The organism is Arthrobacter sp. 01L42 (assembly GCF_056400005.1).
The window spans coordinates 132,216-147,062 of sequence record NZ_JBFTSL010000002.1 but is presented as its reverse complement, the minus strand read 5'-3'; the positions used below and the strand labels follow the sequence as shown (position 1 = coordinate 147,062).

General features: G+C 69.0%; 14 protein-coding genes. 10 read left to right on the top strand and 4 right to left on the bottom strand.

Annotation, left to right across the window (positions count from 1 at the left end; all coding sequences use genetic code 11):
* The first annotated feature begins 40 nt into the window (after positions 1-40).
* Together AC1DN2_RS02615 and AC1DN2_RS02610 are read left to right on the top strand one after the other, a co-directional pair.
* Positions 41-1,006 (top strand): hypothetical protein, encoded by a 966-nt coding sequence (locus AC1DN2_RS02615; RefSeq protein WP_476849100.1) that lies wholly within the window; start codon positions 41-43, stop codon positions 1,004-1,006.
* A 164-nt stretch (positions 1,007-1,170) separates the two neighbouring features.
* Positions 1,171-2,088, top strand: a complete 918-nt coding sequence (locus AC1DN2_RS02610; RefSeq protein ID WP_476849099.1) for a Bax inhibitor-1/YccA family protein — start codon at positions 1,171-1,173, stop codon at positions 2,086-2,088.
* A 114-nt stretch (positions 2,089-2,202) separates the two neighbouring features.
* Here the strand turns inward: AC1DN2_RS02610 and AC1DN2_RS02605 are convergent, their stop codons facing one another.
* Together AC1DN2_RS02605 and galK are read right to left on the bottom strand one after the other, a co-directional pair.
* Positions 2,203-3,441 (bottom strand): acetyl-CoA C-acetyltransferase, encoded by a 1,239-nt coding sequence (locus AC1DN2_RS02605; protein WP_476849098.1) that lies wholly within the window; start codon positions 3,439-3,441, stop codon positions 2,203-2,205.
* Between the two features lie 20 nt (positions 3,442-3,461).
* Positions 3,462-4,622, bottom strand: coding sequence for a galactokinase (gene galK / locus AC1DN2_RS02600; RefSeq protein ID WP_476849097.1), 1,161 nt, complete (start codon positions 4,620-4,622; stop codon positions 3,462-3,464).
* A gap of 89 nt (positions 4,623-4,711) precedes the next feature.
* Here galK and AC1DN2_RS02595 point away from each other — a divergent pair, with 89 nt between their 5' ends.
* The 4 genes from AC1DN2_RS02595 (at position 4,712) to AC1DN2_RS02580 (ending at position 9,006) form a co-directional block, all read left to right on the top strand.
* Entirely contained in the window at positions 4,712-5,689 is a 978-nt protein-coding gene (locus AC1DN2_RS02595; RefSeq protein ID WP_476849096.1) for an aldose 1-epimerase family protein, read from the top strand.
* A gap of 111 nt (positions 5,690-5,800) precedes the next feature.
* Positions 5,801-7,114 carry an AI-2E family transporter gene (locus AC1DN2_RS02590; RefSeq protein ID WP_476849095.1) on the top strand — a complete coding sequence of 438 codons (1,314 nt, stop codon included), beginning with the start codon at positions 5,801-5,803 and terminating at the stop codon, positions 7,112-7,114.
* A 21-nt stretch (positions 7,115-7,135) separates the two neighbouring features.
* Positions 7,136-8,374, top strand: a complete 1,239-nt coding sequence (gene ilvA, locus AC1DN2_RS02585; RefSeq protein WP_026537791.1) for a threonine ammonia-lyase — start codon at positions 7,136-7,138, stop codon at positions 8,372-8,374.
* Between the two features lie 5 nt (positions 8,375-8,379).
* A complete protein-coding gene (locus AC1DN2_RS02580; RefSeq protein WP_476849094.1) occupies positions 8,380-9,006 on the top strand; it encodes a rhomboid family intramembrane serine protease in 627 nt (208 codons plus the stop codon).
* Positions 9,007-9,140: 134 nt separating this feature from the next.
* On the opposite strand, the gene greA is transcribed toward AC1DN2_RS02580, so the two are convergent.
* Both greA and AC1DN2_RS02570 read right to left on the bottom strand, forming a co-directional pair.
* Positions 9,141-9,635: a transcription elongation factor GreA gene (gene greA, locus AC1DN2_RS02575; RefSeq protein WP_028277369.1), complete on the bottom strand. Its 495-nt coding sequence runs from the start codon at positions 9,633-9,635 to the stop codon at positions 9,141-9,143.
* A gap of 219 nt (positions 9,636-9,854) precedes the next feature.
* On the bottom strand, positions 9,855-10,307 hold the full coding sequence (locus AC1DN2_RS02570; protein ID WP_476849093.1) for a DUF4307 domain-containing protein: 453 nt from the start codon (positions 10,305-10,307) through the stop codon (positions 9,855-9,857).
* Positions 10,308-10,423: 116 nt separating this feature from the next.
* On the opposite strand from AC1DN2_RS02570, the gene mca reads away from it, so the two are divergent.
* The 4 genes from mca to AC1DN2_RS02550 all read left to right on the top strand — a co-directional run bounded on the left by mca (position 10,424) and on the right by AC1DN2_RS02550 (position 14,728).
* Complete coding sequence (mca, locus tag AC1DN2_RS02565) at positions 10,424-11,329, top strand: mycothiol conjugate amidase Mca (protein WP_476849092.1); 906 nt, start codon at positions 10,424-10,426, stop codon at positions 11,327-11,329.
* A gap of 105 nt (positions 11,330-11,434) precedes the next feature.
* On the top strand, positions 11,435-11,821 hold the full coding sequence (locus tag AC1DN2_RS02560; RefSeq protein ID WP_223914167.1) for a hypothetical protein: 387 nt from the start codon (positions 11,435-11,437) through the stop codon (positions 11,819-11,821).
* Positions 11,799-14,066 (top strand): thioredoxin domain-containing protein, encoded by a 2,268-nt coding sequence (locus tag AC1DN2_RS02555; protein WP_476849091.1) that lies wholly within the window; start codon positions 11,799-11,801, stop codon positions 14,064-14,066. The genes AC1DN2_RS02560 and AC1DN2_RS02555 overlap by 23 nt, the downstream gene beginning before the upstream one ends.
* Entirely contained in the window at positions 14,063-14,728 is a 666-nt protein-coding gene (locus AC1DN2_RS02550; RefSeq protein ID WP_230012707.1) for an HAD family hydrolase, read from the top strand. The genes AC1DN2_RS02555 and AC1DN2_RS02550 overlap by 4 nt, the downstream gene beginning before the upstream one ends.
* Positions 14,729-14,847: the final 119 nt, after the last annotated feature.

The window sequence follows — 14,847 nt, the reverse complement described above, 5'->3', positions numbered from 1 at the left end:
CGTTCCGGAATCCGGCCGGCGCCGAAGGCAGGGGCCGATCGTGGAGGGCCGACTGATGAACCGGGTGGTCAAGCTGTGCCTCGCGGGTTCGCTTGTACTGGCGATCCTGGGCCTCCCGGCGCTCAGCCTGGGCCCCGAAACCGCTGGGGCGCAGGCCTGCGTTCCCTCCACGGAGGCACTCAGGGACCCCTATCCGGGGATCCAGGCGGCGGCGTCCAGCTTCGAGGCAGGCACCCTGGACGGGTTCGGCATTTCCGTGGCCGGGACGGGGAACGCCTCGGTGTCCACCGGGCTCTCGCGCTCCGGGAACTGTGCCGCCCTCCTGCACACCACGGCGGCGCCGGGCTCCATCGCCAGGCTGACGGTGGGCCTGACCCCCGGGACCACGGAGGCATATGCGGACGGCTGGTTCAACATCGCCGCCGAAGGAATGGCGGGAAACAATGTTCCCTACTTCCGGTTCTTTGCCGGCGGAGTCCGCGTCCTGGATGTTTTCCGGCAGAACATCTCCCATGAGCTCGTGCTCCGTACCTCGTCACCTGCAGGGTTCGCCTACACCACCTTGCGGCGGGACGTCCCGACTGACTCCTGGCACCGGCTCATCATGCACGTGGTCCCCAACGGCCCCGGGACCAACGTCCAAATCTGGTGGGACGGGCGTTCGGTCTACGCCGGCACTGTCAGTATTTCCGCCACGACGCTCGACACGCTCCAGCTTGGCTCCGAACACGATCAGCAAATGGCCGACATCTATATCGACGACGTCATTGTCAACAGCGGTACGGGAACGCCGGCGCCGGTTCCCGGCCCGCTCCCGGAGCCGAAGGGGGACCCGTCGCAGCGGTTCGACGATTTCCACGGTGACGGACAGTCCGGCCTGCTGGCGGCCGGCACCGTCACGAGCCGCACTGTCACGAGCCGCACTGTCGCGAGCCGCACTCTCGCGAGCCGCGCCGGGAGGCCGGCGTCCGCGGGCATGCTCAGCCTGAAAAACCCGCTGACCTAGATCACGGTTCGGTTGCGGCGGTCCCCGTGGGGAACTATCCCTCCCTGTCAGCCGTGGGAATTGGTAGCGTGACTATATAAAACCCTGTTTCGTCTAGTCCGCAACGCACTAGTCCGCATCGCACCGGAACATCACCCACCCCCTTATTTTGGAGGACACCCGCAATGGCACATGGCGGAAACCCGATCTTCAGCGGAAAGAATTTCCGCGAAGCCACCCAGGCACCGCCTGCCCCGCAGGCCCCATACGGTCAGAACCCGTACGGTCAGAACCCGTATGGCCAGACCGCTTACGGCCAGGCCCCGGGCCAGGGCGGGTGGAATTCGGCCCAGCAGGGCATGACCCAGGAACAGCTCCAGGACCTGTACAACCGCCCGGCGGCCGGGCCGGCTGACATTGGACGGATGACGTACGACGACGTCATCGTCAAGACCGCCGGGTGCCTCGGCATCCTGGTAGTCGGCGCCGCAGTGGCGCTCGCCGTCCCGCAGGGCACTGGATCCATGCTGATGATCCTCGGAGCCCTCGGCGGCTTCGCCCTCGCAATGGTCAACACCTTCAAGAAGCAGCCGTCGCCCGGACTGATCCTGGCCTACGCCCTGCTCGAAGGATTCTTCCTCGGCGGCCTGACCCGCATCCTCGACAACCTGTTCCCGGGAGTCGGCATCCAGGCCGTCGTCGGGACGCTGTCCGTCTTCGCCGTAACGCTGGTGCTATTCAAGAGCGGCAAGGTCCGGGCGACGCCCAAGCTCATGCGGTTCTTCATGATCGCCCTGATCGGCTATGCGGTGTTCGCGCTCGTCAACGTCGTCATGATGATGACCGGGGCCGTGACCACGCCGTTCGGACTGAGCACCAGCGTGGAGATCATGGGCATCCCGCTCGGCGTCTTCATCGGCTTTCTGGCGATCGGCCTGGCCGCCTTCTCCCTGATCATGGACTTCACGTCCATCGAGGCGGCCATCAACGCCGGCGCCCCGCAGCGCTTCTCCTGGACCGCTGCCTTCGGCCTCACGGTCACGCTGGTCTGGCTCTACGTCGAGATCATCCGACTCCTGGCCATCCTCCGCGGCGACGACTGACCGGCGTCGTTCCTGAAATACCCCTGATTTCCCGAGAGGAGCCCCGCCCAACGGCGGGGCTCCTCTCGCGTATGCGGCAGCTGGTGGCTGCTGGTGCGGCTCAGCTGCAACGCCTCAGCTGAGCCGCTCGAACACAACCGCCATGCCCTGGCCGCCGCCGACGCACAGCGTGGCCAGGCCGAGGGAGGCGTCGCGGGCGCGGAGCCCGTTGAGCAGCGTGGTGGTCATCCGTGCGCCGGTCATCCCGAAGGGGTGGCCGAGCGCGATGGCGCCGCCGTGGACATTGAGCTTCTCCGGAACGATGCCGAGCTCCCGGGCGCTGGCCACCACCTGGACCGCGAAGGCCTCGTTGAGCTCCACCAGGTCGATGTCCCCGATGCCCAGCCCGGCGATCGCGAGTGCCCGGCGGGTCGCCTCCACCGGCCCCATGCCCATCAACTCCGGGGACAGGGCGCTGACACCGGTGGAGACGATCCGGGCTAGCGGTTCGAGACCCAGTTCGCGGGCGCGCGAGTCACTCATGACCACGACGGCGGCGGCCCCGTCATTGAGCGGGCACGCGTTCCCGGCCGTCACAGTGCCGCTACTGCGGAAGACGGGCTGCAGGGCGCCGACGGCCTCCGCGCTCACACCGGGACGCGGCGAATCGTCGCGGTCCACCACCGAGCCGTCGGTGCGGGTATACGGCGTGATTTCGCGGGCGTAGAACCCGGAGGCGATGGCCGCCTCGGCCCGGTTCTGGCTGAGCACCGCCCAGGCGTCCTGCTCCGCGCGGGTGATGCCGTAGCTTGTGGCGACGTTCTCCGCCGTCTGGCCCATGGCGATATACACGTCCGGCATCCGGCCACCCAGCCGCGGGTCGGTCCACGGCGTGTTGGCGGCCGCACGGGCCTCGGTGCGTTTCCGGGCCGCCTCGAAGCGCGGATTGTGCGTGCTGGCGTCGGTCTCACCGGCACCGGACCACTCCCGGTAGCGCGACACCGCCTCCACCCCGGCGGCCACGAACGCCTGGCCTTCGCCGGCCTTGATGGCGTGGAAGGCCATCCGGAGCGTCTGCAGGCTGGAGGCACAAAAACGGTTGATGGTGGCGGCCGGAACGTTGTCCAGCCCGGCCAGGATGCTGACCACCCGGGCCATGTTGGAGCCGGCCTCACCGCTTGGCTCGGCGCACCCCAGATAGATGTCGTCCAGGCCGCGGCCTGGCCCGGCGGCGGCGTCGAACGCAGGAATCCCGGCGAGGGCCGCTGTGATCATGGCCGCGGCGAGATCGTCGGGACGTTCGTCTTTCAGGGATCCTTTGAAGGCGCGGCCGATCGGGCTCCGGGCGGTAGAAACGATGACAGCTTCTGGCATGCGCCCAGACTACGCCCCGCCTAGGCCAGGCGCATGGCTCCGGCCGCGGGGCTGACGCTGAAGATCTCCGGCGCGGCATACCTGGCCCGGGCGAAGGCACGTTCGACGGCGGAGCGAACCTGCTGCGCCGATCCCGCCGGGGTCAGGACGATCGCGGAGCCGCCGAAGCCGCCGCCAGTCATGCGGGCGCCGACCGCGCCGGCCGACCTCGCCGTGTCCACGGCAAGGTCCAGCTCCGCGCAGGAGATCTCGAAGTCATCGCGCATCGAGGCATGGGACGCGTCGAGCAGGGGGCCGATGGCGGCCGGGCCCCGGGTGTCCAGCAGCTCCACCGTCTGCAGCACGCGCTGGTTCTCGGTGACCACATGCCGTAGCCGGCGGAAGGTCTCCTGGTCCAGAAGCCCGCTGGCCTCCCCGAGATCCTCGAACCCGACGTCGCGCAGCGCCCGCACGCCAAGGACCTCGGCGGCGAGTTCGCACGATTCCCGCCGGGCCGCATACCCGCCGTCGGCGTGGGAATGGGAAACCCGGGTGTCGATAACCAGCAGCACCAGTCCCGCGGCGTCGGCGTCGAACGGCACCAGCCGGACACTCTGGTCCCGGCAGTCGAGGAAGACGGCGTGGCCGGCCGTGGCCCGGAGCGAGGCGGACTGGTCCATGATGCCGGTGGGCGCGCCGACGAAGTCGTTCTCCGCCCGCTGGGTGGCCAGGACCATGTCCTGCACGGAGAGGCCGGCGTCCATGAGCCCGTTCAGCGCCGAAATCACGGCGCATTCGATGGCATGGGAGGACGACAGGCCCGCCCCGCGCGGAACCTCGGAATCCAGGAGCAGGTCCACGCCGGGAACCTGGAGGCCCCGCTGCTGCAGGGCCCAGATGACCCCGAGCGGGTATTTTGTCCAGCCCCTGGCGCTGGCGCGGTCCAGCGAGCCGGTCTCCGCGGTGGTCAGCCCCTGGTTGCCGAACGTGGAGAGCATCCGCACGGTGGAATCCGGCCGGACCCGGACGGCAACCCGGGCCGCCCGGTCGATGGCGAACGGCAGGACGAAGCCCTCGTTGTAATCGGTGTGCTCGCCGATGAGGTTGACCCGTCCCGGGGCCTGCCACACGCCGTCGGGCCGGGCGCCGAAGACCGTCTCAAACCGGGCGGCGAGCCCGCGGCTGTCCAGGGGTGGATTCATGGCCTGGCTCCTGCGCTGCTGGAAGTCATGGGTCCAAGGTATACGGGTTGCCGGGTTGTTTGTGTGGTGCGGGCTGTACGGTGGTCACCATGGATCTCTCAGCGACACCCCCGGCATCCGGCACAGTATCCGCCGCCAATGACACGATGCGCAGGTACGCGTCCGGCCGGCAGTACGAGCTCCGGCGCGGCGACGCCCTGGCAGTCGTCACCGAACTCGCCGCCGGCCTGCGGCTCTACAGCCGCGGAGACACCGCCCTGACGGAAACCTACGGGGATGCCGACATTGCGCCCGGCGCCACCGGAATCACGCTGGCACCGTGGGCCAACCGGGTGGAGGACGGGGTCTGGCACCTCAACGGCAAGAAGCTGCAGCTGGACATCACCGAGGTCTCCCGCAATAACGCCAGCCACGGTCTGCTGCGGAACTCCTCCTACGATCTCGTGGACGAGGACGAGTTCTCCGTAACCCTGGAGGCGGCAGTCTTTCCGCAGCACGGCTACCCGTTTCTTCTGCGGCACCGGGTCCGCTATGAACTGGCCGAGGACCTGGGCCTGGTGGTGCGCCAAACCCTGATCAACGACTCCCAGGACCGCGCGCCGTTCGTGCTTGGCGCGCACCCGTACCTGCGCCTGGGCGACGTGCCCAGCGAGGACCTCACCGTGAGCGTGGACGCCCGGACCAGGCTGGTCGCCGACGACCGCCTCATCCCGCGCAGCAGTGAACCGGTCGGCGGCGACTTCGATCTGCGCGGCGGGCGGCCGGTAGGGACACTTGACCTCGATTCGGCCTACACGGACCTGGAGTTCGACGGCGGCGTCGCCCGGCACACGCTGCGCTCACCCGACGGGCGGACGGTGAGCCTGTGGCAGGACGCGAGCTGCGGGTACGTCCATGTCTTCGTGACGACGGAATTTCCGGGCCGGTCGAAGGCGGTCGCGATCGAGCCGATGACGGGTCCCGCCAACGCGTTCAACAGCGGCGAGGGACTGCGCTGGCTTGCGCCGGGGGAGCAGTTCTCCATGACCTGGGGCATCTCCGCCTCGCTGACGGCCGCTGCAGGCTGACGCTGGGGGCTGACGCTGTGGCTGACCGGCGGCCTGACCCCAGGAACGGCCCCCGGGCCGGTTGTTGGTTGCTGGTTTCCTATTGAACGTCGCCTACGGAATCATGGGGCTATGACGCCAGCTGAGGACGCCGCACCTGCCACAAGCCCCTCCTATTCCGCGGCCGGGACCGGCGCACGTGCCGGGGCCCGGGTATGGACCGACCGGGAGATCGACCAGGACATTCCCTACGGCGTGCGGATCGCCGCCGCCTGGGCGTGGCGCGGCGGGCTGATCCTGCTCGTGATCGGGTTGCTGGTCTGGCTGCTCAGCCACGTCAGCTTCCTCATCATCCCCGTCATGGTGGCTGCCCTCCTCTCGGGGCTTCTCAGCCCCGCAGTGCGCTGGATGGCCAACCGGCGTGTGCCCAAGGGGCTCGCCGTCGCCATCACTGTGCTCGGCTTCATCGGCCTCATCGTCGGTGCGCTGACCCTGGTCGGGCGCCAGCTCATGCAGGGCTTCGGCGAGCTGTGGTCCCAGGCGCTCACGGGCGTGCAGCAGGTACAGACCTGGCTGTCGGAAGGCCCGCTGCACCTGACGGCCGCCCAGATCGACAAGTACATCGAGGACGCCACCGCTGCCCTGCAGAACAACAGCAGCAGCATTCTCAGCGGGGCTCTGACGTTCGGGAGCACCGCCGGGCACTTCGCCGCCGGCCTTGTCCTGGCGCTGTTCATCCTGATCTTCTTCCTGCTCGAAGGCGACAGAATCTGGGCCTTCCTGGTCAGGCTCATGCCCCGGAAGGCGCGCCGGGCCACGGACGGCGCGGGCCGCCGCGGCTGGACATCCATGGTCAGCTACGCACGCATCCAAATGTTCGTCGCCTTCGTGGACGCCGTGGGAATCGGCGTCGGCGCCGCCATCATCGGCGTGCCGCTCGCGCTGCCGCTGGGCGTGCTGGTCTTCCTCGGTTCGTTCATCCCGGTGGTCGGCGCGCTGTTCACCGGCGCGATCGCCGTGCTGCTGGCGCTGGTCGCCAACGGGCCCGTCAACGCCCTCATCATGCTGGCGATCGTGCTCGGCGTCCAGCAGCTCGAAAGCCACATCCTGCAGCCCCTCGTCATGGGCAAGGCCGTCTCCCTCCACCCCGTCGCCGTGATCCTGTCCGTCGCGGCCGGCTCCTACCTCGCCGGGATCCCCGGCGCATTGTTCTCCGTTCCGATCCTTGCCGTAGCAAACTCGTCGATTCGCTACATTGCGGGCAGAACGTGGGAACATGATGAAGTGTTGGCAACCGCGGGAGCCGGGGGCGGTCATGCCCCCGAACCCGGCGCAGACACCACCTTCACAGACGTCCACCTGCCGGGCGCAAACCCCGGCGGCGAGGGCGCCGCACCCAACAGCGGTGCTCCGGGCAGTGATGCCGGACGGGGCACCGACGCCTGATCCAAAGAAGGAGAACAGTTCGTGAATACCCTTGAGAGCCTGCCCGTCACGCTGGACGATGTCCTGGAGGCGCAGAAGCTGCTCGACGGGATTATTACGCGGACGCCCGTGGAATCATCGCGGGCCCTCGGCAGCACGGTCGGCGGCGAGGTCTTCCTCAAGTGCGAAAACCTGCAGCGCGCCGGCTCCTTCAAGGTCCGCGGCGCCTACGTGCGGATGGCCAAGCTCTCCGACGCCGAAAAGAAGCGCGGCGTCGTGGCGGCCTCTGCCGGAAACCACGCCCAGGGCGTGGCTGTCGCAGCCAAGAGCCTGGGCATCAAGGCCCGGATCTACATGCCGCTCGGCGTCGCATTGCCCAAGCTCGCCGCCACCCGCAGCCACGGCGCCGAGGTGGTGCTGCATGGCCACAACGTGGACGAGGCGCTGGCGGAAGCCAAGCGCTACGCCGATGAAAGCGGTGCCGTCTTTGTCCACCCCTTCGATGACGTCGACGTCGTCGCCGGCCAGGGGACGGTCGGGCTGGAGATCCTCGAACAGGTCCCCGACGTCGACACCATCCTGATGGGTGTCGGCGGCGGCGGACTCCTCGCGGGCGTTGCCGTTGCGGTGAAGGCGCGCGCCAAAGAACTCGGCCGCGATATCCGCATTATCGGCGTCCAGGCTGAAAACGCCGCCGCCTATCCACCCTCGCTCGCCGCCGACGCCCTCGTCCCGCTCAAGAAGGTCTCCACCATGGCCGACGGCATCGCCGTGGGCCGGCCGGGCCAGCTGCCGTTCAGCATCATCCGCGAGCTCGTCGACGACGTCGTCACCGTCAGCGAAGACGCCCTGGCCCGGGCGCTGATCTTCCTGCTGGAGCGCGCCAAGATGGTGGTGGAACCTGCCGGGGCCGTCGGTGTCGCGGCGCTCATGGAAGGCAAGATCGAAAACCCCGGAACCGTTGCGGTGGTCCTCTCGGGCGGCAACATCGACCCCATGCTGATGCTCAAGGTCATCCAGCGCGGCCTCTCCGCCGCCGGCCGGTACATGACCGTGCGGATGATGCTGGACGACCGTCCGGGCTCGCTGGCCACGATTGCCCGCATCATCGCCGAGAACGACGCCAACGTCACGGGCCTGGACCACACCCGGGTGGGCGGCTCCATCAGCATGGGCGACGTCTCCATCACCGTCAACCTGGAAACCAAGGGCCACGAGCACTGCAGCCAGGTCCTGGCGGCGCTGCGCGCCGAGGGTTTCCAGCCGATCGTGGTGCACTAGGGGCCATGGTGACGGACGCGTTTGGGGGCGGGGAGCCGCGGGAAGGGGAGAGCACCGCGGTGCGGGCCCGCCGGGGACTGCTGGTGGTCGGCTCCTTCGTGGTGCTGCTTTACCTGATCGAGATCCTCAACACCGCACTGTTCCACTCCCTGAACCGCACTTTCGGGCTGCGGCCGCGCAGCCTGGACGGGATCCTGGACATCCTGACCTTTCCGCTGCTGCACTCCAGCCTGGCCCACCTGATGTCCAACACGCTCCCGTTGATCATCTTCGGCTTCCTCGTGTTCCTCTCCGGGCGCCGAGTGTTCATCACCGCACTGGCCGCCAGCTGGCTGGCATCCGGGCTCGTGGTGTGGCTCATCGGCGGCGCCAGCGTCACTGTGGGCGCCTCCGGGCTGGTGTTCGGGCTCTTCGCGTTCCTCCTGGTCCGCGGCTTCATCAACCGGAACTGGTGGCAGATCGCCCTGTCCGTGGTGTTGTTCATGGCCTACGGCGGCATCCTGTTCGGAATCCTGCCCACCGTGGCCAGTTTCGTCTCGTGGCAGGCCCATCTGGGCGGGGCTATTGGCGGTATCACAGCCGCGCTGCTGCTGAGCACCAGGCGCCCCGGTGCGCTGCCAGCGGGACGCTGAGTACCCGGAAAGAGGACACCTCCCCAGGACTCCGGCCAAACCGGCCGGCGCCAACGGCCCCCGCCAACGGGCGGAAAAAAACGACGCCGGCCTCCCCGCGAGGGGAGACCGGCGTCGCTGTTCTGTCGCTGGTGTCAGCCGGCGTACGGCTTGGCGGAGATGATCTCCACCGTGATGTCCTTGCCGTTCGGGGCGGTGTAGCTGAGCTTGTCGCCCTCCTTGTGGCCGACGATGGCCGCGCCGAGGGGGGACTTCTCGCTGAAGACATCCAGGTCCGAGTCGCCGGCAATTTCACGGGAGCCGAGCAGGAAGCTCTCCTCGTCGCCGGCAATCCTGGCCACGACGATCATGCCGGGCTCCACGATGCCGTCGTCGGCCGGGGCCTCCCCGACGTGGGCGTCCCGGAGGAGGGCCGTGAGCTGGCGGATGCGGGCCTCGATCTTGCCCTGCTCCTCCTTGGCAGCGTGGTAGCCACCGTTCTCCTTGAGGTCGCCCTCCTGGCGCGCCGCTTCGATCTTCTGGACGATTTCTGCCCGGCCGGGGCCGGAAAGGTTGTCCAGCTCTGCCTTCAGGCGGTCAAAAGCTTCCTGGGTAAGCCAAGCCGCAGTTGCGCTGTTGGTGGTAGACACGGACTTCTCCTTTGGGTGGTCATACAAGCAAAGACCCCGCCACGGTGGCCACTTTTATGACGCAGTAACCAGCTCAGCGGGGGAAAGGTATTGATCCATTGTAGTCAATCCTGTGGATAAACCAAAGAGGACTGCGGCGTGGATCACACGGTGTCCCAAGCAGCCTCGGACGGCATCACTGCGTGCGCGGCCCGGCACTTGCCGCGGCCTGTGGTCCCGTTATTGTCCGGCGTCGGGAATCCAGCAGCTGTCCACGACGGCGGAGACCGCCTGGGATTCCGTGCGCAGCTGGGTGCGGTGGGCTGTGGTGCGTCCGCCGTCCGTGCCGGCATCGGCCGCGTTCGGCCCGATGTCCACAACCTTCCAGCCAACAATCGCGAACTTCGAGTCCATGGCCTTCACAGCGCATTTCGCCTCCGCTGCCGGGTCCTTCGTGACCTGGAAGTCGATTTCCGTGACCGTGGCGTCGGGGGTGCTGTAGCCGACATCCTTGTAGCTGACACCGCCGATGGCCGCCGACGTCGAGACCCAGGCCAGAAAGGCAATGCCCACGGCGAGGGCGGCGATCAGGATGTTGCGTTTGACCTTGCGGGACAGCGCGCGCTTTTGGCCGCCGTAACGATTGGATAGGCTGTTAGGTGCCGGCGCGGCAGGCTGGTCCTCGGAAGTCACCAGTCCAGTTTAGTGTGGATCGGACCGGGATATTTCCGGCTGGCCGCACAGACCAAGCCGCACACCAACAGACGCACCCAACAGGGCAGCACAGCAGAAAGAGGAGCCGTCCCACGATGACAGCATCCCCCAGCCCGTCAGCACCGCTTCGTCTGCTGGCGGTCCATGCTCATCCCGACGACGAATCCAGCAAGGGTGCCGCCACGATGGCGATGTATGCTGCCGCCGGCGTGGACGTCCTGGTGGCCACGTGCACCGACGGCTCCCGCGGCGACATCCAGAACCCCGCGATGGAGGGGCAACCGCACCCCAAACGCGACATGGCCGGGGCACGCCGGCTGGAGATGGACGCCGCCGCGAACGTCCTCGGCATCCGGCAGCGCTGGCTCGGCTTCGTCGATTCCGGGCTGCCCGAGGGCGACCCCCTGCCGGCCCTGCCGCCCGGGTGCTTCGCCCTGCAGTCGCTGGAGCGGGCGGCCGCACCGCTGGTCCGGCTGGTCCGGGACTTCAAGCCCCACGTGATCCTCAGCTATGACGAGAACGGCGGTTACCCGCACCCGGACCACATCATGGCGCACCGGGTGGCCGTCGAGGCCTTCGCGGCGGCCGGCGATCCCGCCCGGTATCCGGACGCCGGGGAACCCTGGGTGCCCAGCAAGCTCTACTACGACCGCGCCTTCAGCCCGGACCGTTTCCGTGCCCTCCACTCCGCGCTGGAGGAGGCCGGCCTGCAGTCCCCGTATGCCGAGCGGCTCGCTGCGTGGCTGGAAGCGGACGCCGAGGGGCATACCCCGCCGCCGCCGACACACGCCACCACAACCCAGGTCGAGTGCGGCGATTTCTTCGAAGCCCGCGACGACGCACTCCGCTCACACCGGACCCAGGTGGACCCGGAAGGATTCTTCTTCGCGGTCTCCTCGGCCATGCAGCGCAAGGTCTGGCCGTGGGAGGACTACTCCCTGATCGAATCCCGGATCCCCGTAGATCTGCCGGAAACGGACCTCTTCGCCGGGCTAAGATAGAGACGAAATGGCTCTTCTATCCAGTGTAGAAAAGATGTTGTAGACAAAGCACTGTAGAAAAGTCACCGCAGAAAAGACACCCAGTTCCACAGAAGGTTTCCCACCGTGCATTCCTTGCTCATCGCCCTCGCAACAACCCCGGCGCCGACCCCTACGCCGTCGCTGCGCCCGGGCCTGTCCGAGGACCAGGTCACCCCGGGTCTGCTGGGCTTCCTGCTGACAGCCTTCATCGTGGTGTTGACCGCGCTGCTGATCGTAGACATGGTGCGGCGTATCCGCCGGGTCCGCTACCGTGCCCAGGTGGAGGAAGAGCGTGCGGCCGCCGAGGACGCATCCCAGGAACCAGGGGCCCCGGGCGGCGTATTCCCTGCCGACGGCGCTGCCTTCCGCGCTGACGGCACGGCCTTCCCCGCCGACGGCGGGGTTTCCCGGTCCGACGGCGCGGTTAACCGGCCGGAAGTCAACGGCGATGCGGGACCCGGAACCCGCTGACCGCGGATTCCCCAACCCGCCGTCCGGGGCCTCGAATGCCCTGGCGGCGGAACCCTCTGCGTACCTGCGCCAGCACGCCGGCAACCCCGTTCACTGGCAGCCGTTCGGTGACGCGGCCTTCGCCGCCGCTGCCGCCCGGGACGTGCCGGTGTTCCTCTCAATCGGCTACGCGGCCTGCCACTGGTGCCACGTCATGGCCCATGAATCCTTTGAGGACCATGACACCGCCGACTACCTGAACGCCCACTTTGTCTCCATCAAGGTGGACCGGGAAGAGCGCCCCGACGTCGATGCCGTCTACATGACAGCGACGCAGGCGATCAGCGGCGAGGGCGGCTGGCCGATGTCCGTCTTCCTCCTGCCCGATGGCCGCGCCTTCCATGCCGGCACCTATTTCCCACCCCGGCCCATGCCGGGCCGTCCGTCCTTCCGGCAGGTCCTTGAAGCCGTGAGCGAGGCCTGGACGGAACGCCGCGGCGCCGTCGAGGCCAACGCGGCCACCCTGGCGCGCGGCATCGCCGCCTCCCAGCCGGCAGCCGCCCTGCGCCTCGACGGGCCGCCCGAACCCCTGGACGCGGCGCTCCTTGGCGAAGCCGTCACCGCCCTCTCCGGCGCCGAGGACCGGGCCCACGGCGGCTTCGGCGGCGCACCGAAGTTCCCGCCCGCGGCCGTGCTCGAATTCCTGATCCGTCACGCCGCAGTGCCCTCGGACAGCATGCCGCCGGCAGCCGCTCCGGACACCGCTGGCCAGGACTCCGCGGGCCTGGAGACCGCGACGGCGGCCCGGGACATGGCCGGTCGGTGCCTGGCAGCAATGTCCCGCTCGGCGTTGTTCGACCAGCTCGACGGCGGCTTCGCGCGCTATTCGGTGACGGGAGACTGGTCCGTTCCGCACTTCGAGAAAATGCTCTACGACAACGCCCAGTTGCTGCGCGTCTATGTCCATTGGGTCCGGCTGGGCGGCACGCCGGAGTACCCGGCGGCCGAGGCCGCCGGGATTGCCGGGCTTACCGCCGACTGGCTCCTGGCCCGCCTCGGGCTGGCACCTGCGACGGGCCCGGCACCAGCCCCTGCGGCGGTCGCTGCGACGGGACCGGACACCGGGGTCGTGGCCCTGGCGTCGTCGCTGGACGCCGACACGGTCGTCGACGGCGTGCACGCCGAGGGGGCCAGCTACCTGTGGACTCCCGGCGGCCTGGAGTCGCTCCTGGGCCCGGCCGACGGCGCCGCCGTGGCGGCCCTCATGAACGTCCGAATGCCCGGAAGCGTGACCGCCGACGGTTCGCCGCTGCATCCGGGCCGGGAGATGTCCGGCGGGGACGCCGCGCTGTGGCAGCGGGTGCGCCCGCTGCTGGCGCAGGCGCGCAGGAACCGGCCCCAGCCCGGCCGGGATGACAAGGTGGTGGCGGGCTGGAACGGGCTGGCAGTCGCCGCCCTCGCCGACGCCGGCGCCGTCCTGGCACGCCCGGAGCTTGTGGCCGCGGCGGAGCGGATCGCGGACTATCTTGAGCGCGTGCACTGGCGGCCCGCGGCGGATGGCCCCGGCAGGCTTCTGCGCGTCTCCCATGACGGAGTGGCGGGCGGAATCGGCGGTTTGCTGGAGGACTACGCCTTCTGCGCCGAGGGGCTGTTCGCGCTCTATGCGGTTACCGGGCACACCCGCCGGTATGGGCTGGCCGAGGCCATTCTGGACGCCGCCTGCAGGCGGTTCGCGGCCGACGGCGGCCTGAGGGACGCTGCGGGGGAGTCCGCGCAGGTCACGGCCGCCCAGGGCGGCCGTGACGGCCTGGAACCGTTCGACGGCGCCACCCCCAGCGGCGCCGCCGCGCTGGCCGGTGCCCTGCTGACCCACTCGGCATTCTCCGGCTCGTCCGAACACCGCACCCTGGCGGCCAGCATCCTCGCCCTGTTGCTTCCTCCGCTTGCGGGCCAGGCGCCCCGCGCCGCCGGCTGGCTGCTCGCGACCGCCCAGGCCGCCCTCGCCGGTCCCATCGAGGCCGCCGTCGCCGGACCGGACACCCCGGAACGGGCCGTGCTGCACCGGGAGCTGCTGCTCTCGGCGAGCCCCGGGCTGGTGGTCGCGGTCCAGGACGACGGCGCCGCCCGGCCAATACCGCTGCTGCAGGGCCGCGGCGCGGGCCCGGACGGCGCCCCGCAGGTGTTCCTGTGCCGCGGCATGGTCTGCGGCCTCCCCTCGACTTCCGTCGAAGAAATGCGCGGGCAGCTGGCTAGGATGTCCTCATGACTGGTCAGGACGGCTTTGAGCTGGTGGTGTTCGATTGCGACGGTGTGCTGGTGGATTCCGAGGTGATCGCCATCCGGGTGGACCAGCGCGTGCTGGCCGATCTCGGCTGGGACCTGGAACTCGATGACATCGTGGAACGGTTCGTCGGAAAGTCCGAGGCGCACTTTGTGGCCGCCGTGGAACAGCAGCTCGGGGTCCGGCTGGCCGACGGCTGGGACCGCGACTACGGTCGCTGGTACCAGGAGGCGTTTGAACGTGACCTCGAGGCCGTTGATGGCATCGAGGACGCCCTGGACCGGCTGTCCCTGCCGCACTGTGTCGCCTCCAGCGGCAGCCACGAAAAGATGCGCCGGACCCTGGGCAAGACCGGGCTGCTGCGCCGCTTCCAGGGCCGCATCTACAGCGCCACAGAGGTGGCCAACGGCAAACCCGCGCCGGACCTGTTCCTCCACGCCGCGGCGAGCCTGGGCACCGCTCCCGGGCGGTGCGCCGTCGTCGAGGACAGCGCCTACGGCGTCCAGGCCGCCCGGGCGGCGGGAATGCACGTCTTCGCGTATGCCGGCGGTGTCACCCCGGCTTCCCGATTGGCCGGTCCCGGAACCACCGTCTTTTCAGACATGCGGCTGCTGCCCGAGCTCATTGCGGCAGGGCATCCCGGCTGAGCCGGGGGCGAGCTCCTAACGCCGGAATTCCCCACGATTGAAGCTGGCGCCCGGCGTGTCGGGCCGAACTGCCGGCGAGTCCCGGCGTCGCTGTCTCAAAGGTGGGGAGAATCAGCGCA